Annotated in this window: 10 protein-coding genes; 7 read left to right on the top strand and 3 right to left on the bottom strand. The window is 69.9% G+C overall.

Annotated features, from left to right (window positions below; genetic code table 11):
• Nucleotides 1-18 precede the first annotated feature (18 nt).
• The 5 genes from NR810_RS05755 to NR810_RS05775 all read left to right on the top strand — a co-directional run bounded on the left by NR810_RS05755 (nt 19) and on the right by NR810_RS05775 (nt 11,153).
• The gene (locus tag NR810_RS05755) at nt 19-1,686 is read left to right on the top strand and encodes a sensor histidine kinase (RefSeq protein ID WP_257448747.1); all 1,668 of its coding nucleotides are present in this window, start codon (nt 19-21) and stop codon (nt 1,684-1,686) included.
• Nucleotides 1,683-3,026, top strand: a complete 1,344-nt coding sequence (locus NR810_RS05760; protein ID WP_257448749.1) for a sigma-54-dependent transcriptional regulator — start codon at nt 1,683-1,685, stop codon at nt 3,024-3,026. Before NR810_RS05755 ends, NR810_RS05760 begins: the two co-directional genes overlap by 4 nt.
• A gap of 268 nt (nt 3,027-3,294) precedes the next feature.
• On the top strand, nt 3,295-4,839 hold the full coding sequence (locus NR810_RS05765) for a SulP family inorganic anion transporter (protein WP_257448752.1): 1,545 nt from the start codon (nt 3,295-3,297) through the stop codon (nt 4,837-4,839).
• Nucleotides 4,839-5,540, top strand: coding sequence for a carbonic anhydrase (locus NR810_RS05770; protein WP_257448753.1), 702 nt, complete (start codon nt 4,839-4,841; stop codon nt 5,538-5,540). The genes NR810_RS05765 and NR810_RS05770 overlap by 1 nt, the downstream gene beginning before the upstream one ends.
• A gap of 309 nt (nt 5,541-5,849) precedes the next feature.
• On the top strand, nt 5,850-11,153 hold the full coding sequence (locus NR810_RS05775; RefSeq protein ID WP_257448755.1) for a trifunctional serine/threonine-protein kinase/ATP-binding protein/sensor histidine kinase: 5,304 nt from the start codon (nt 5,850-5,852) through the stop codon (nt 11,151-11,153).
• Between the two features lie 18 nt (nt 11,154-11,171).
• On the opposite strand, the gene NR810_RS05780 is transcribed toward NR810_RS05775, so the two are convergent.
• The 3 genes from NR810_RS05780 to NR810_RS05790 all read right to left on the bottom strand — a co-directional run bounded on the left by NR810_RS05780 (nt 11,172) and on the right by NR810_RS05790 (nt 14,427).
• Nucleotides 11,172-13,028 carry a cytochrome c/FTR1 family iron permease gene (locus NR810_RS05780; RefSeq protein WP_257448757.1) on the bottom strand — a complete coding sequence of 619 codons (1,857 nt, stop codon included), beginning with the start codon at nt 13,026-13,028 and terminating at the stop codon, nt 11,172-11,174.
• Between the two features lie 131 nt (nt 13,029-13,159).
• Nucleotides 13,160-13,636 carry a dihydrofolate reductase gene (locus NR810_RS05785; RefSeq protein WP_257448759.1) on the bottom strand — a complete coding sequence of 159 codons (477 nt, stop codon included), beginning with the start codon at nt 13,634-13,636 and terminating at the stop codon, nt 13,160-13,162.
• Nucleotides 13,633-14,427: a thymidylate synthase gene (locus tag NR810_RS05790; RefSeq protein WP_257448761.1), complete on the bottom strand. Its 795-nt coding sequence runs from the start codon at nt 14,425-14,427 to the stop codon at nt 13,633-13,635. Before NR810_RS05790 ends, NR810_RS05785 begins: the two co-directional genes overlap by 4 nt.
• A 161-nt stretch (nt 14,428-14,588) precedes the next feature.
• Between NR810_RS05790 and NR810_RS05795 the strand changes: the two genes are divergently transcribed.
• Together NR810_RS05795 and NR810_RS05800 are read left to right on the top strand one after the other, a co-directional pair.
• Nucleotides 14,589-15,536 (top strand): class III extradiol ring-cleavage dioxygenase family protein, encoded by a 948-nt coding sequence (locus NR810_RS05795; RefSeq protein WP_257448763.1) that lies wholly within the window; start codon nt 14,589-14,591, stop codon nt 15,534-15,536.
• Nucleotides 15,533-18,169, top strand: a complete 2,637-nt coding sequence (locus NR810_RS05800; RefSeq protein ID WP_257448766.1) for a putative metal-binding motif-containing protein — start codon at nt 15,533-15,535, stop codon at nt 18,167-18,169. The genes NR810_RS05795 and NR810_RS05800 overlap by 4 nt, the downstream gene beginning before the upstream one ends.
• The last annotated feature ends 4 nt before the right edge of the window (nt 18,170-18,173 follow it).

The raw sequence follows: 18,173 nt of genomic DNA on the forward strand, positions 1-18,173 counted from the left end.
TGACGCATGATGCGCCTCATGTCGCGTCCGCCCGCCCTGCCGGTCTCCTCCCTGGCCTCCGCCCTCGGGGAACTCGCGCGCGCGCAGCAGCGTGCCGGTCGCTCCGCCATGCTGGGCCTGGCGTTGCTCGGTCTGGTGGCGCTGGCCAGTCCCCTGCTCGCCTACCACGAGGACCTGAGCAACGCCCGCGAGGAGATGCTCGGGCACCTCTCCAACCAGGCCCATGTGCAGGCCGACGCCCTGGGCGTGCACCTGGGGCTGCTGGAGGCGGAGCTGCGCCGCCTGGCCGAGCACCCACAGCTCTCTCCCGAGCATGGCCCCTCCATCCTGGAGAAGGCGGTGCTGGACAGGGCCCTCCACCACTCGCCTCTCTTCTCCGAGGGGGTGGCCCTGCTCACTCCCTCGGGGGACCGCGTGTGGAGCGATCCGCCCCAGATGTCGCTGGGAGAATCCTCCCTGAACACCCGCCCCTGGTTCCGTCGGGTGATGACCGATGGGGTCTCGGACATCAGCCTGCTGGAGGGGAACGATGGGCCGCTGGTGGTGGCGGTGCCCATCATGCGAGGGGGGCAGGTGAGGGGCCTGCTGGTGGGCGAGCTGAGGGCGGGGGCCCGACCGCTTCCAGGCGTCCAGTCGGGCGGCGCGGACATGGTGCTGTTGATGGACGAGAACGACCAGCTGTTGCTGCCCGCGCCCCTTCCTCGCTTCATGTGGACCCGGGAGCGCGCCTCGCTCGTGCGCGCCCTGGCCACGGCTCCCGGCCCGCTCGTGCTGGGGGGCTCGCGCATGCTGGGCGCGGCGGCCCTGGTTCCCATGCCAGAGGGCATCAGCGGCATGGTGCTGGCCGTGCTGGAGAACGAGGAGCGGGACATCGCCCGCCTGCGGCGCCGCTTCCTCGGGCAGCTCCTCTTCCACGTCGCCCTGCTGGGCAGCACCCTCCTCATCTTCACCTTCCTGCTGCGGCGCTCGTACCACTCGCTGATCGCCGCCGAGGAGCGGCTGCGGCACCAGGAGACGATGGCCGCGCTGGGCTCCGCCAGCCAGCTCATCGCCCATGAGGTGAAGAACGCCCTCAACGGCATCCAGGCCGCGCTCTCCCTCTTGAGGCCCGCCGCCTCCGCCGGAGAGGTGGCGCTGCCCGCCCTGCGAGCCCAGGTGCAACGGCTGGGACATCTGGCCCGCTCGCTGTTGTCCTTCGGCGCGCCGCGGCCCGCCCATCGCCGCACCTGCGAGCTGCGCCTGCTGGTGGAGGAGGCCCTTCAGTCGGTGCGCCTGCTGCCGGAGGCCGAGGACGTGCCCGTGGCGGTGGCGCTGGCGGAGGGCCTCATGGTGCAGGCCGACCCGGCGTTGCTGGTGTCCGCCATCGACAACCTGCTGCGCAACGCGGTGGAGGCGGGCGCGGTGGCGCGCGACACGGGCCTGCGTCCCTCGCCCTGGGTGCGGGTGTCCCTCGCGCGCGAGGCGGGCGAGGCCGTGCTGACGGTGGAAGACAACGCGGGCGGAGTGGACCCGGACCTGGAGCCGCGCCTGTGGGAGCCCTTCGCCACCGCCCGGGCCAAGGGCGTGGGCCTGGGTCTGCCCATGGCCCGTGCCGCCGTGGAGGCCCACGGCGGTAGTCTCACCTATGCCCGCCTGCCCGAGGGCAGCCGGTTCTGCCTCCGCCTTCCCCTGGAGAGCTCCGCATGAGTACCTCCCTGCTGTTGGTGGATGACGATCGCACCTTCGCCTCCCTCGCCTCCGCCGTCCTCTCCCAGGAGGGGTTCCAGGTGCGGACGGCCCGCTCGCTGCACGAGACGCGCGGGGCCCTGGCCCGGGAGGCCCCCGACCTGGTCATCCTCGACCGCCGGTTGCCGGATGGCGACGGGCTCTCCTTCCTGCCCGAGCTGCGCACCCAGGTGCCCGGCACCGTGGTGTTGATGGTGACGGCGCACGGGGACATCGCCAGCGCGGTGGAGGCCATCAAGGCGGGCGCGCGCGACTACCTGTCCAAGCCGGTGGAGCTGGACGACCTGGTGCTGCGCGCGCGCCGCGCCGCCGAGGACGTGCGGCTCCAGGAGCGGTTGCGCCGGGCGGAGAGCGCGCTGGAGGGCCGGCGGCGGCTGCTGGTGCCGCACTCGCCCGCCATGCAACGCACGCTGCAGATGCTCGAGCGCATCGCCACCTCGCCCCGCAGCCCCGTCCTCCTGCTGGGGGAGACGGGCGTGGGCAAGGAGGTGCTCGCCCGTCACCTGCACCTGCTGCGCGAGGAGCAGGGGCCCTTCGTCCACGTCAACTGCGCCGCCCTGCCGGACACCATGGTGGAGAGCGAGCTGTTCGGCCACGAGCGGGGCGCCTTCACCGACGCCCGCACCGCCCGGCGCGGCCTGGTGGAGGTGGCCAACGGAGGTCTGCTCTTCCTCGACGAGGTGGGAGAGCTGCCGCTGCCCCTACAGGCCAAGCTGCTCACCTTCCTGGACAAGGGGGCCTTCCGGCGGCTGGGAGGCACCACCGAGCTGTCCAGCAGCGCGCGCGTGGTGGCCGCCACCAACCGCAACCTCACCGAGGAGGTGGCCGCCGGCCGCTTCCGAGAGGATCTCTACTTCCGCCTGAGTGTCTTCAAGGTGGAGGTGCCTCCGCTGCGGGCGCGGCGCGAGGACGTGCTCCCGCTGGCCGAGTCCCTCGTGGCCGAGCTGTGCGCGGAGCTGGGCCGCCGCCCGGTGGGCTTCTCCGCCGCCGCACGCGAGCGGCTCGCGCGCTACCCCTTCCCCGGCAACGTGCGCGAGCTGCGCAACCTGCTCGAGCGTGCCCTGGTGCTCGAGAGCGGCCCCGCCCTGGAGCTGGAGGCGCTCGCGCCGGGCTCCCAGGGCCCGGCCACCCTGGGGGACCCCAATGCCTTCGTGGTGCCCGGCCCCCCGCTCCCCCTGGAAGCCGTGGAGCGGATGTACGTGCGGCACGTGCTCGGGCTCCTCGAAGGGCGCCGGATGGACGCCGCCAAGGCCCTCGGCATCTCCTATCCCACCTTCCTCCGGCGGCTGGGAGAGGAGTAGGCGCCCGTCTGATCGCCGGGGACCCGCGCATCCATGAGGGTCCTCGCCAGGTCGTGTACTTCCTTGTAAATCAGGAATTCAAGGAAGTTTAAGTGCCGCGGGTCGCACTTCAAGATTTTTGAAGTCCCCGTCGCCCTCCCTTGAAGCGCTCCAGAGGGAAGCCCCACTGCATACGCCCGGCACGCCCCTTGCGAAGAGAGGGCGGAACCGCGCGCGCCTCCCCCGAAGGAGGCACGACGCCTTTCGCAGTGTGGAGGCTGAAAGAGTCATGGAGTCCAAAGAGCAGAGCGCCGGTTCAGCCGGCTCACTCAGGGCGGTGCTGGCGAGTGATGTGCCCGCCTCCCTGGTGGTCTTCCTGGTGGCCCTGCCCTTGTGCATGGGCATCGCCCTGGCCTCGGGTGCTCCCATCATGTCCGGTCTCATCGCCGGAATCGTGGGGGGCCTGGTGGTCGGGCTGTTCGGTGGGGCGCCGCTGCTGGTGAGCGGCCCGGCGGCGGGCCTGGCGGTGATGGTGTTCGGCTTCATCCAGGAGTTGGGCTTCGCGGCCACCTGTGCCGCGGTGGCCGCCGCGGGCCTGATTCAGATGGCGCTGGGTGGACTGAAGGTGGCGCGCACCGCGCTGGGCATCTCCCCGGCCGTCATCCACGGCATGCTCGCGGGCATCGGCATCCTCATCGTGCTGGGCCAGCTGCACATCGTGTTGGGTGGCAAGCCGCAGTCCAACGCGTGGGCGAACCTGCGTGAGCTGCCGCAGCAGATCGCCGACCTGCACGGCCCCGCGACGATCCTCGGCCTGCTGACCATCGCCCTGCTGATCGTGTGGCAGGTGATGCCCAACAGCCGCCTCAAGAAGGTGCCCGGGCCCCTGGTGGCGGTGGTGGGTGCCTCGGCGGTCGCGGCGGTGTGGGGCGCGGACGTGGCGCGGGTGCAGCTCAACGGCAGCCTCTTCGAGAGCATCCAGCTTCCCTCGCTGCCCCAGGGCAACTGGGGTGCCTTCGTGACGGCGGTGCTGTCGCTGGCCCTGGTGGCCAGCGCCGAGTCGCTGCTGAGCGCGGTGGCCACCGACAAGCTGCATACCGGCCCGCGCGCCAACCTGGACAAGGAGCTGTTCGCGCAGGGTCTGGCCAACACCGTGTCGGGTCTGGCCGGCGGCCTGCCCATCACCGGCGTCATCGTGCGCAGCGCGGCCAACATCGCCGCGGGCGCCAAGTCGCGCCTGTCCGCCGTCCTGCACGGCGTGTGGATGCTGCTCTTCCTCTCCCTGCTGGGCGCGTGGTTGGGACTGGTGCCCCTCACCGTGCTGGCGGGTCTGCTCGTCCACGTGGGCATGAAGCTGGTGAACACGCACCACATCCAGGAGCTGCGCCGCCGCGGCGAGCTGTCCGTGTACGTGGTGACGGTGGCCGGCGTGGTGGGCATCAACCTGCTGGCGGGCATCGGCATGGGCCTGGCGCTGGCGGTGGCGCGGCTGCTGTGGCGGCTGGGCCGGGTGCAGGTGGATGTGCAGCGGGCCGGTGAGGTGCACCAGGTTCGCGTGGGCGGCGCCCTCACCTTCGTGGGCGTTCCCAAGCTGGCTACCGCGCTCGCCCAGGTGCCCTCGGGCGCCCAGGTGGAGCTGGACCTCGCGGTGGATACGTTGGACCACTCTGGCTACGAGGCTCTCGAGAGCTGGTGCCAGAACCACCGCAAGACGGGCGGCAAGGTATGGATGGAGCCGCTCGAAGACGTGTGGACGCGCAAGGGTGCCATTGCGCAGCCGAAGTCCGTTGCCGCTGTTTCCTCCACTGCTCGTCTCTCCTCGGAAGGTGCGTGATGAAGAAGCTCATTCAGGGTCTGCTCGATTTCCAGCGTCATGGTCTCCCCGCCTACCGCTCCACTTTCGCGCGGCTGGCTCACGGACAGTCTCCCGACTGCCTCTTCATCGCCTGCTCCGACAGCCGGGTCGTGCCCAACCTCTTCGTGTCCACGCACCCGGGTGACCTCTTCGTCATGCGCAACGTGGGCAACATGGTGGCGCCCTCGGACTCCGCGGGCCTGTCCCTGAGCGACCGCTCCGAGGCGGCGGCCCTGGAGTTCTCCCTGCTGAACCTGCCGGTGGAGGACGTGGTGGTGTGCGGGCACTCCGGCTGCGGCGCCATGAAGGCGGTGCTGGCGGGGTACAACGACCAGAAGACGCCCAACCTCAGCAGCTGGCTGGACATCGGCCGCCCGGCCCTGGCCGCGATGGAGCGTGGCGGCAAGGTGGGCGAGGGGCTGCCCCCGGCGGACCGGCTCAGCCAGTACAACGTGCTGCAGCAGCTCGAGCACCTGCGCAGCTACCCCCTGGTGCGTGAGCGCCTGGAGGCCGGCACGCTGCGGCTGCACGGCTGGTGGTTCGACATCGCCCACGCGCGGGTGCACGTCTACCGTCCGGACCTCGAGCGCTTCCTCCCCATCGATGAGCTGGAGGGGGAGCGGATTCTCGCGGAGCTGGGGGGCAAGGCCGCGAACGAGACGAACAGCTCGGCCGCCTGACTGCCCTGACGGCCGCTCCCAGGTGCCGGTCCGCCCCCGCTCCAACCAGGCGGGCGGCGGCCGGGCCTGGAAGCGCTCCACACGGCTCTGTCCAGCCGTTGGTATTTCATTTTTTGAGAATCGAACATTTTCTCTGGTACAGTCGCGGGCAGGTATCAACGAGCGAGCTGAAGACTCACCGCTTCGAACGCTGGGATCCTCACTCCGCAGGCGCCAGGCAGTCCGGCCGAGCCATGTCCCACAGCGGGTAGGTGAGGCCGCTTCCCGTCACCCGTGGGGGGACCCCGGCCCCTGCACGTGACGGTCTCCATGGTGAACATCCCTGGCTACACCCTCATCGACACGCTCAAGTCGACGGGGGCGAGCATCCTCTACAACGCGAGGCGGGACGCCGATCGCCTGCCCGTCATCGTGAAGATGCCGGTGACCACGTACCCCGGGGCTCGTGAGCTGGAGCGCTACAGGCGGGAGCACGCCATCCTGCAGCGGCTCCGGGATGTGCGCGGCGTCGCCAGGGTGCTGGGCCATGAGCTGAGCCATGGCCGTCCGGTGCTCCTCCTGGAGGGAGAGGGCGGCAAGGCCCTGTCCGAGGGGGTGGGGCAGCCGCTCGACGTGGAGCGGTTCCTGGAGCTGGCCATCTCCCTGTCGGAGACCCTGGCGGAGATCCACCGCCGCGGCGTCATCCACAAGGACCTCAAGCCCTCCAACCTCATCCTCCTGCCCTCGGGCGAGGCGCGCGTCATCGACTTCGGGACGGCCATCCTCCAGACCCTGGAGCACGTGGACGCGGCGTCCACCACCTTCATCGAGGGGACTCCGGCCTACATGTCCCCGGAGCAGACGGGGCGGATGAACCGCTCGGTGGACCACCGCAGCGACCTCTACTCCCTGGGCGTGACGTTCTACGAGTTGCTGACGGGCTCGCTGCCCTTCCACGGGCGCGACGCACTCGAGTGGTTCCACGCGCACATGGCCCAGGTCCCGAGGCCCCCGCACGAGCGCGTCCCGGGACTCCCTCCCGCCCTGTCCGCCATCGTGATGAAGCTCCTGGCCAAGGTGGCCGAGGAGCGCTACCAGGGCGCGGACGGGCTGAAGGCGGACCTCGTGCGGTGCCGGGACGAGCTGCGCCGGGGCGTGCGGGAGTCCTTCCCGCTGGGCACGCACGACGTCCCCACCCACTTCCAGATGCCGCAGCGGCTCTACGGGCGCGACGAGGAGGTCTCCACCCTGCTCGGCGCCTTCGAGCGGGTCTCCCAGGGAGGTTGCCCGGAGCTGGTGATGATCAGCGGCTACTCCGGCATCGGCAAGTCGGCGGTGGTCCAGGAGCTGTACCGGCCCGTCGTCCAGCGGCGCGGCATCTTCCTGCAGGGCAAGTTCGACCAGTTCCAGCGGGACATCCCCTACGCCACCCTGGCGCAGGCCATTCGCGGCCTGGTGCTGCAGTTGCTGGCCGGCACCGACGCGGAGCTCGAGGACTGGCGCGGGCGCTTGCGGCAGGCATTGGAGGGCAACGGGCAGCTCCTGGTGGGGCTCGTGCCCCAGCTGGAGCTCATCGTGGGCCGGCAGCCGCCGGTCCAGGAGCTTCCGCCCTCCGAGGCCCAGCACCGCTTCAACCGCGTCTTCCAGCGGTTCCTCGGCGCCATCTCCACCTCCGAGCATCCGCTCGCCATGTTCCTGGACGACCTGCAGTGGGCGGACCAGGCCAGCCTCCGGCTCATCCAGCACCTCATCACCCACCCGGACACCTCTCCGTTGCTGCTGGTCGGCGCCTGGCGGGACAACGAGGCCGGCCCGTGCCATCCGTTGGTGCTGGCGCGAGAGGAGATGCGGAAGGAGGGCGCGCGGGTGACCGACATCCGGCTCGCGCCGCTGCGCCTGGAGCAGCTCCAGCGGCTCGTCGCCGACGCGCTGCCGGGCGCGGGTCCGGAGCTCGTCGGGCCCCTCTCGGCCCAGGTGCACGAGAAGACCGGCGGCAACCCGTTCTTCTTCATCCAGCTGATGCGGACGCTGAACCAGGACGGGCTGCTGACGCGCACGCCGGAGGGCTCCTGGCGATGGGATGCCGAGGGCGTCCGGGCCCGGGGCTACTCCGACAACGTCGTCGACTTCATGGTGGGCAGGCTGCGCCAGCTCCCCGAGGTGACGCAGCACCTGCTGAGGTTGGCGGCGTGCGTGGGCAACCTCTTCCCGCTCCAGACGCTGGCCATCATCTCCGACCAGCAACTGGGGGCGGTGGAACAGGGGCTCGAACCCGCGCTCCAGGAGGGCCTGTTGATGCGCGCGGGCCTGGAGCAGTACCGCTTCCTGCATGACCGCATCCAACAGGCGGCCCATGCCCTCATCCCCGAAGCGGAGCGCAAGGCCGTCCACCTGCGCATCGGCCGCCTGCTGCGGGCGAGCCTGTCTCCGGCGGAGATGCGGGAGCGGCTCTTCGACGTCGTGAACCAGCTCAACGCCGGGGCGGAGCTGATCCACTCCCCCGAGGAGCGTCACGAGGTGGCGCTCCTGAACGCCGAGGCGGGAAGGAAGGCCCAGTCCGCGGCCGCGCACCGCTCGGCCGTCACCTACTACACGGCGGCCCTCCAGCTCCTCCCGGATGACCCCTGGGCGCTGGACCCCGCGCTCACCTTCACGCTGAGCCACCAGCGGGCCCTCGGCGAGTTCATGAGCGGCAACGTGACCGAGGCGCGCCTCCTCACCGAGGCACTCCGCTCGCGGGCGCGCACCCCCGAGGAGATCGCCGCGGTCACCTGCCTGCTCAGTGACATCCACCTCGCCACCAGCGAGAGCGACGCGGCCGTCTCCTGTCTCCTGGAGGGGTTGACCGCGCTGGGCATGCCCATGTCACCCCATCCCACGTGGGAAGAGGTGGCGGCGGTCAACGCGGAGGTGTGGGCCCTGATGGGGGAGCGCTCCATCGAGAGCCTCATCGACCTGCCGCTCATGACGGACCCGGACACGAAGGCGGCGATGCGCATGCTCTCCGCCCTGTTCTCGCCCGCGCTCTTCACCGACGTCAACCTGCTCTTCCTCCACCTGGGCCGGATGGTCCTCCTGTGTCTCCGTCATGGCAACGCCGAGTCCGCCGTGAACGGGTATGCCTGGTTCGGCCTGATGCAGGGGTACTGCTTCGGGAAGTACCGGGAGGGTCATTCCTTCGGGTTGCTGGCCTGGGATCTCGTCGAGCGCCACGGCTTCTCCGCTTCCAAGGCCCGGGCGCTCTACTCCCTGGAGCTGGTCAGCTACTGGACCCAGCCCATCGCCGTCTCGCTGGAGTACATCCGCGAGGCCTTCCAGCTCGCGGTCCCGGCCGGGGACTTCCTGAGCGCCTGCTATAGCTGCAACCACATCGTCACCAACCTGCTGGCACTGGGGCATTCCCTGGAGGAGGTCCACCAGGAGTCGATCGCGCGCCTCGACTTCGCGCGCAAGGCCGGCTTCCAGGCCGTGCAGAACGTCATCCATCACACCCAGTGCTACGTGCAGCAGCTGCGTGGCCTCTCGCCCTCGTTCGGCTCGCTGAACAATGAGGATTTCGAGGAGCAGTCCTTCGAGAGCATCCAGGCCCCGACCCGTGTGAGCCTCGTGGTGTGTTGGTATTGGATCCTCAAGATGCAGGCGCGCTTCATGTGCGGCGCGTACGAGGAGGCACGCCAGGCCTCGGTCCGGGCCGGGGAGTTGCTCTGGTCCTCGGTCGGCCACATCCAGCTGTTCGACTTCCACTTCTACAGCGCGCTGACCCTGGCGGCCTGTTGCGAAGGAGCGGCGCCGGAGGCGAAGCGGGAGTACCTCGAGTCCCTGGAGCGGCACCAGCGGCAACTCGAGATCTGGGCGGACAACTGTCCCGAGAACTTCCGCGCGGCCGAGCGGCTGGTCTCGGCGGAGATCGCCCGCTGCACGGGCAGCACGGACGAGGCGATGGACGCCTACGAGGAGGCGCTCCAGACCGCCCGCGAGTACGGCTCCTACCTCCAGGTGGGCCTGGCCGGCGAGCTCGCGGCGCGCTTCTGGCGCGAACGGCGGCTCACCACCGTCGCCCTGGCCTATGGCCGCGAGTCGCGCGAGGCGTACCTGAAGTGGGGTGCTCACGGAAAGGTCCAGCACCTGGACGCGCGGTGGCCCGCCCTCGCCGCCGCGGTGAATGGCTCGGAGACCGGCACCCACGACACGGGCTCGACGCAGATCGACGCGCTCACCGTGGTGAAGGCCCAGCAGGCCATCTCCGGGGAGATCGTCCTGGAGCGGCTGGTGACCACGCTGATGCAGGTGGCCATCGAGAACGCCGGCGCCCAGCGCGGGGCCCTGCTGCTCCCGCGCGGCAACTCGCTTCGGATCGCCGCCATCTCCAGCGACTCGGAGGGCGGTGTCAGCGTGTTCCCGGAAGAGGACACCGCCGCCGATGGCCTGCCCCTGACCCTCCTCGCCTACGTGCGGCGCTCGAGCGAGCACGTGCTCATCGGCGATGCCTCCAAACCCCATCCCTTCTCGGCCGATCCGTACCTCGCGCACGGCCTGGCCCGGTCGGTGCTCTGCCTGCCGCTGATGCGCAAGGAGGGGCTCGCGGGCGTGCTGTACCTGGAGAACCGCCTGGCCGCCGAGGCCTTCACCCCGGCCCGCATCGCGCTGCTCGGACACCTGGCCTCCCAGGCCGCCATCTCCATCGAGAACGCGCGGCTCTACGCCGAGGTCCAGCGCGCCGAGGCCGCCCTGCGCCACGCCAATGACGAGCTGGAGCGGCGGGTGGACGAGCGCACGCACGAGCTCAAGCAGACGCAGGCCCGGCTGGTGGAGACGGCGCGCGCGGTGGGCATGTCGGAGATCGCCTCCAACGTGCTGCACAACGTGGGCAACGTCCTCACCAGCGCCGTCGTCAACCTGGAGATGATGCGCCGGGCGGTGGGCTCCTCACGGGTCGTCCGGGTGCGGCAGGTGTCCGCGCTGCTCGAGGAGAACCGCGGCGGGTTGGGGGACTTCTTCACGAAGGATCCGCGCGGCGAGCGGCTGGTCGACTACGTCACCGCGCTCTCGGAAGAGCTGCTCATCGAGCAGACGAATCTGCAGGAGAGCCTGGAGGCGATGAACCGGCACGTCGACCACATCCGCGCCATCGTCCAGGTGCAGCAGACGTACGCGAAGACGTCGCTCCTGCTGGAGGAGTGTGACCTGGCGCAGCTCATCGAGGACACCCTGCGCATCCAGCACGCGGCGCTCCAGCGTCACGGCATCGCCGTCAGCCTCGAGCTGTCCCGCCTCCCCCGGGTGAAGCTGGACAAGCACAAGGTGCTGCAGATCCTCATCAACCTGGTCAGCAACGCCAGGTTCGCCCTGGACCCGGTGCCCGAGGGGCATCGGCACATGAGCGTGCGGCTCACCGCGGAGAAGGGGTGGGCGCGCATCCAGGTGGCGGACAACGGCGTCGGCATCGAGCAGGAGCTCAAGGGGAAGCTCTTCACGCACGGCTTCACCACGCGCAAGGATGGCCACGGCTTCGGTCTGCACTCGAGCGCGCTGGCGGCCAAGATGCTGGGAGGCCACCTGACGCTGGAGAGCGACGGGCCGAACCAGGGGGCCACGGCCACCCTGGAGATTCCGCTCGAGCCGGGCGAGGCCTGAGCGGGGAGGGGCCCGGCACTACCCCCGCGAGGACGCGTCCGCCAGCCGCGTGGTGCTCGCGCGCCGCTTGATGAAGAGGATGATGAGCGGGATGGCCGTCAGCACCACCTGCGGGATGAGCGACATGGCGTCCGGGTAGATGCCGAGCAGCTCGATGGTGACGAAGGGGATGGGCTTGAGCGGCACCAGGGCCACCTCCTGCAGGGCGTGCAGCGCCTTGCCCAGCAGGATGATGGCGGTGACGACGAGCAGCACCGTGGACGCCTTGAAGAGCGTCTTCATGGGCAGCTTGTAGCCCACTCGGTTGACGAAGAGGACGAGCGCGGTGAGGGCCACGGTGCCCGCGGCGCAGCCCCAGGCCACGCCCGAGGCCGAGTCCAGCGCGAGCCCCTGCAGGAAGATGGCCGTCTCCACCGTCTCGCGCAGCACGGAGCTGAAGGCGATGCCGAACAGGCCCGCCATGCTGCCGCGGCCGAGCGCGCCCTGCATCTTCTCGCGCAGCTCGCCCATGAACTTGCTCATGTTGGAGCGCGCGTTGAGCCACAGCGCCGCGTACAGCAGCATGACCACGGCCAGCAGCCCGGCGATGCCCTCGAGCAGCTCGCGGTTGGCGCCGCTGAGCAGGTGCCGCCCGAAGATGAAGGCCAGGGCGCCCACCACCAGCGCGGACACCCAGCCCGCGTGCACCACGCGCGCGGAGGAGGTCGCCTGCATCTTGCGCAGCATGGCCAGCAGCGCGGCGACGATGACGGTGGCCTCGAAGCCCTCGCGCAGGAGGATGAGCAGGGTGAGCCACACCACCGACACGAAGCCCACCGTGTTGCCGCTGCCGCGGCGCGCCTCGTCCAGCACGGACAGGAGGAGGCGGGCCTCGTCCTGCAGGTGCGGGCTCTTCTGCTCGGCGGCGAGCCGCGTGTCCAGGAAGGCCTTCTCGATCTTCAGCACCAGCTCCGGGCTGCGGGCGCGCAGCATGGGCTCCACCGGCTCCACCCCGTTGAGGTAGGCATCCAGCAGCGCGTTGCGCGCTCCGAGCGAGTCTCCGGCGGCGCCCAGTTGGATGGCCCGCTCCACGTGGTCGCGCGCCGTCAGCAGGCCGCGCTCCGCGTCCACGTCGGGCATCTTGCGGCGCAGGCACGCGAGGTTCTTCTCGCCATGGGCCTGGACCAGCTCCGCATCGGTGGAATTGGCGAGCTTCTCCAGCGAGATGCTCGGCGGCTTGTCGTCACACGGGGGCTGGCGGAGGGTGAAGACGTAGAAGGCGACGGCCCAGCGCTCCTGCTCGGAGAGGGTGGGGAAGCCGGGCATGGCCGTACCGGGCACGCCGAAGCCGGTGGTGTTGAAGGCCTTGTACGGGGTGAGCCCGGCCATCAGGTCCGCGTCCTGGAAGTTGGCGGGCTGGGGCTCCATCGTCTGGGCGATGGACACCTGCGCGCGCCCGTCCAGGCCGTGGCACGCCGAGCAGCTCTCCTGGAAGATGGCCTTGCCGCGCTCGAGGTCCGGCGCCAGGCGCGGGCTGCGCGCCAGTCCTCCGGCGAGCACCAGGTCCTCCACCAGTGCCGCGCAGTCGCGGCTCACGCCCTGGGGATCCTCTCCCTTGTCCACCCGGGCCTTGATCTCCTCCAGGCGCGGCAGGAACGCCTCGCCCTGATGGCCCATCTCCCGCGCCGCGTCCACGGCCTCGGCGATGAAGCTGCGCTGCTCGGCCATCTCGAATTCGGACTTCGACTCGATGGCGTTCGGATAGTCCGCCTCGAGGTACTGGAGGATGCCCACCAGCCGGTGCCAGGAGCGCCCCTCGGACGCGCCCTCATCTGCGGCAACGGCCAGCGGTGCCGCGATCAACAGGGACAGGAGCAGGAGGCCCGTGCGTTTCACGGGCCATGCTCTACCAGTCCTCGGGGGGTTACTTCAATTTTGAGAATCAAAATCAGGTTTCACGGACAGCGGAATGGAAGGCTCCCCGAGGTTCGGCGCGGGGATGTGCTGTCGGGTGGTGGGCGTTGCCCCTACCGCTCGTAGGTGAGGAAGGAGAAGGGCGGTTCGGTGGCGGTGGCCGGGTGGTGCTCCTCGAAGACGAGCCGCCAGCCGGAGAGGTCCACCTCGGGGAAGAAGGTGTCGCCCTCGTACGGGCGCTCCAGCCGGGTGAGGTACAGCCGTTGGACCCGGTCCATCGCCTGCCGGTAGAGGTCCGCGCCTCCGGCGATGAAGACCTCGTCGCCGCGCGCCAGCTCCAGGGCCTGCTCCAGCGAGTGCGCCACCTGCACGCCCTCGGGGGCGTAGTCCCGCTGGCGCGTCACCACGATGAACGTCCTGCCCGGCAGGAGCCGGCCGATGGACTCGTACGTCTTGCGGCCCAGGATGAGGGTGTGCCCCATCGTCAGCTGCTTGAAGCGCTTCAGGTCCGCCGGCAGCCGCCAGGGCAGGGCGTTGTCCCTGCCGATGCACCGGTTGGAGGCCATGGCCACGATGGCCGACAGCGTCATACGGCCACCGGTGCCTTGATGGCCGGATGCGGATCGTATTCGCTGAGGGTGAAGTCCTCGTACTTGAAGTCGAAGAGCGAGCGGACCTCGGGGTTGAGCGTCATCCGGGGCAGGGGACGGGGCTCGCGCTGGAGCTGCAGGCGGGCCTGCTCCACGTGGTTGAGGTACAGGTGCGCGTCACCCGTGGTGTGGATGAACTCGTGCGCCTTCAGGCCCGTCACCTGCGCCACCATCATCGTCAGCAGCGCGTAGGAGGCGATGTTGAAGGGGAGGCCGAGGAAGATGTCCGCGCTGCGCTGGTAGAGCTGGCAGGAGAGTCGGCCATCCGCCACGTAGAACTGGAAGAGGATGTGGCAGGGCGGGAGCTTCATGGCGTCCAGGTCCGCCACGTTCCACGCGCTGACGATGTGCCGGCGCGAGTCGGGGTTCTTGCGCAGCTGCTCGACGAGCTGGGAGATCTGATCGATGGAGCCGCCGCCGGGCCTGGCCCACGAGCGCCACTGGTGCCCGTAGATGGGGCCGAGGTTGCCCTGCGCATCGGCCCACTCGTCCCAGATGGTGACGCCGTGCTTCTGCAGGTCGTGCACGTTGGTGCCGCCCGCGAGCATCCAGAGCAGCTCGTGGATGATGGACTTGAGGTGGAGCTTCTTGGTGGTCACCAGCGGGAACCCCTGGGAGAGGTCGAATCGCATCTGGTGGCCGAAGATGCTCAGCGTGCCGGTGCCGGTCCGGTCGCTCTTCTTCGTCCCGTGGTGGAGGACGTGCTCGAGCAAAGCCAGGTATTGCTTCATGTGTCGGTGTAATCTCGGGTGCGGGTAGACGCCGGGCAAGAAAACGTCCAGCACCCGTACTCTGCGCACGGCCGGGTGCGAATGGGGGGCCCTGAATGTCGATCACTTCCTATCCACGAGGACACCTGTCAGCTCGTGGACGCGCGCTAGGATGTCGCGCCATGTTCCTGTCCAACCGCCGGGCATCCGTAATGCTCGTCCTGGTGCTCCTGTCGCTGGTGGGGGCCCCGTTGAGTGCCGCCCACGCGGCGGATGACTTCAATCGCTACCTGAGGGCCGCCGTCCGCCTCTACGAGGGCCTCGATTACGAGCGGGCGCTCAAGCAGCTCGAGCGGGCCCGGCGCGTGGCGCGTGGCGTGGAGGAGGATGTCACCCTCGGGCTCCACGAGGGCATCATCCTCGCGGACATGGGACGGTGGCAGGACGCGCTCGCCACCTTCAAGACGGCGCTCCTGTTGAATCCGGAGGCGAAGCTGCCCCTGCGCGTCTCGCCCAAGGTGGAGGCCGAGTTCGAGAAGCAGCGCGAGCGCGCGAGGCAGGAACTGGCGCGCATGCAGGGCCAGGAGCCGCGGAAGGCCGGCACGGCCACCGAGGGCAAGCCGGGGCAGAAGCCCGCGACCACTTCCACGGGGACTCCCGGGAAGAAGCCGGGCCAGAAGCCGGCGAGCACGCCTTCGGTGGTGGCCACTCCGGAGGGCACTGGGACGAAGCCCGAGGCCCCTCCCGCGGTGGCCTCCACGGATCGGCCCGAGCAGAAGACGTCGGAGGGGAGCGCGCTGCTGCCCTCCACGCCGCCTCCGGCGGCCTTCACGCCGACGGTGGAGACCCGTTCGCGTCCGTTGCCCGTGGTGCCGCTGGCCCTGGCGGGCACGAGTGTGGTGGCGGGCGGCCTGGCCACGTTCTTCGGCGTGTCGTCTCGCGGCCAGGTGCAGGCCGCTCGCGACGCGGAGTTCCAGGACGACTTCATCTCCCACCATCAGGCGGCACGGCGCAGCGCCACCACCGCCAACATCCTCATGGGCACCGCGGGGCTCGCCCTCGCGGGCGCCGTGGTGACCTGGTTCCTCATGCCGGCCGACGCGGCCGTCGCGTCTGGAGAGTCCCGATGAAGCGCCTCACGTGGGCCGCTGGCCTGATGCTGCTGCTCGCCGGTTGTACCGTCCCGGAGTTGGGCGAGCTGGAGAAGGAGAAGCCTCGCGCCTGCAACGCGGAGCACGCTTGTGCCGGAGGCTACGAGTGCGTCGGAGGGCTGTGCCTCCCGGCGGGCATCCCCCACGAGTGCGTGCCCAACACGACGGAGGCCTGCGGGAAGAACGTCGGTGAGTGCCGGCCGGGGCAGCGCCGCTGCTCCCATGACGGCACCTGGGGCGCCTGTGAGGGCGAGACGGGGCCGAAGTCCGAGGTGTGCAACGACCTCGACGATGACTGCGATGGGCAGGCGGACGAGGACTTCTCCCTGGGTTCCCTCTGCGACATGTCCAATGGGTGCAAGGGCGCCTGGTCGTGTGACACGGGCGGAGGACGCACCTGTGTGGTGACGCCCGGCCTGTGGCACCCGGATGAGGACCGCGATGGCCAGGGCGCTCGGGGCTCCCCGGGCATCGACAGCTGCCAGCAGCCGGTGGGCCATGCGCCCAATGCCATGGACTGCGATGACACGAACTACTCCCGCTACAGCGGTGCGTCCGAGGTGTGCAACGCCGTGGACGAGGACTGCGACGGGCAGGTGGACGAGGACTTCGGTGGTCCGGCGTGCACCTGCGCGGCCACGCAGGAGTACGTTGGCGGGGCGTGCGTGTCCCGTTTCGCCTCGGTCACCGTGCTGGAGCCGGCGGAGGGCACTCCCACGGCGGGAGGCGAGCAGATGACGGTGCGGGTGCGGCTCGAGGTGAAGCCGGAGTTCGCCTCCAACCCGAAGTTCCCCGCCGAGCTCGTCTTCAGCGGTGCTCGGGCCGGGGGAGGGCAGGGCGGTACCTTCTCCGCTGCGAGCGCGGCCGAGGGTGTGTACGAGGTGAAGTGGCTGCCACCGGCGACCGGTGAGGGCGACTTCAAGCTGACGGCGGCCGTGCCGGATGGGGCCCCGAGCGCCACGGTGACCGTGAACGTGGATCGCACGCCTCCCACCGTCGTGTTGGTGGTCCCCAACCCGACCTTCCCTTCGGACACCACGGGCAGGACGCAGTACGCCGACCCCAACGCGACCACCTCGTGGCGGCGCGACCAGGAGGTCCGGGTCGAGGTGCAGGTGACGGATGCGAACGTCGACGCCTCGTCGCTCACCCTCGAGGTGAAGGGGACCGACGGTGTGGGCAGGCCCGTGACCCTGACGGCCTCCACGCCCTGCTCCGTGAGCGCCTGCGCCCAGGGCACCGTGAAGCTGTGGGAGTCGCGGTTCGACGCATTCCGCGGGCAGATGGCGCTCGTGGCCAACGCGCGAGACAAGGTGGGCAATACGAAGAAGGTGGACGGCGGCATTCCGGTGACGCGCTGGAAGTGGGCCTACGATCTCTACGACTATGTCGAGACGACCCCCGCCATCGGAGCCCGTGGCACCATCTATGTCGCCGCCCGGAACAGGCTCGTGGCCGTGACTCCCGAGGGAAAGCTGAAGTGGGAGGCCCAGCCGGGCAGCTACCTGAGCACGCCCGTGGTGGGGCAGCCCCGGGACGATGGCTTCGGGGGGACATCGGAGCTCATCTATGTCGCGGCGGGGACGAACGGCTCCTCGTACCCGGAGCTGTTCGCGTATGACGGCAACCTGGGCCAGCTCCGGACGGGCTGCCCGCTCTCCGGCTCCTACGGCTCGGGGAGCATCAGCGGGTCGCTCACCCTTCTCACCACTCCCTTCGGCACCAGTGAGAGGGAGGCCGTGGTGGCTTTCCTCCAGGGCTCGGCGAACTCGAACCGCTTCGTGGCCATCAGGCCGGACGCGGAAACGAGCGTGGAGCGGTGTCCCGAGTTCGGCAACGCGCTGCCGAGACCCATCGAACCGGGGCGCCTCGTCTCGCAGGGCACCAACCTCTTCTACGTGTCCGAGAGCAGCACGTGCTGCAGCAACAACGAGGTCGCCAGCTACACCTTCGGAAGCAATCAGTCCCGGCTCGACTGGCCGGTGAAGATCGATGCCAACCTGGGAAGCCCCGTGCTGGTCGGCCCCCAGCTCGTCGTGCCTGGGCTGGGCAACGGCAACAACATGCGTGGCCTCTTCTCCATCGCGACCAGCGGGAGTCTGTCGACGTTGAGGTACCCGCTCCCGTCCAGTTACTCCCTGGGCAGCGTCTCGGTTGGGAGCGCCAACGAGGCATTCCTGAACGTGAATGGCTCCTCGGGTACCGAGCTGCATCGGTTCCCGCTGGGCGGGGGGGGGACGGCGACCGTCAAGGGCGGGTTCTCGGGCTCGAACTTCACCACGCCCGTGCTCGGACGGGATGGGACCCTGTACTCGAACGTGGGCACCCTGTCGGCGTGGTCCTCGGCGGATCTCTCCGCGCGCTGGAGCGTGTCGCTGCCGTCGGGAATCCCCACGGGCTACGAGATGACGCTCGACTGCGCGCGGGATACCTCGGGGACGCAGATCTCCGGTCGCCCCGGCGTGCTCTACATGCCCGCGTACAGCGATCGGCGGCTGTATGCCTTCGTGGTGGACAGTCCGGGACTGGACGCTTCCGCGCAGTGGCCGAAGTTCCAGCACGACGTGCGCAACACGGGTAACCCCGCGACCCCCGTGACGAACTGCAAATAGGGCG

Origin of the sequence: Archangium lipolyticum (assembly GCF_024623785.1) — a bacterium.
In the GTDB taxonomy this organism is placed as follows: domain Bacteria; phylum Myxococcota; class Myxococcia; order Myxococcales; family Myxococcaceae; genus Archangium; species Archangium lipolyticum.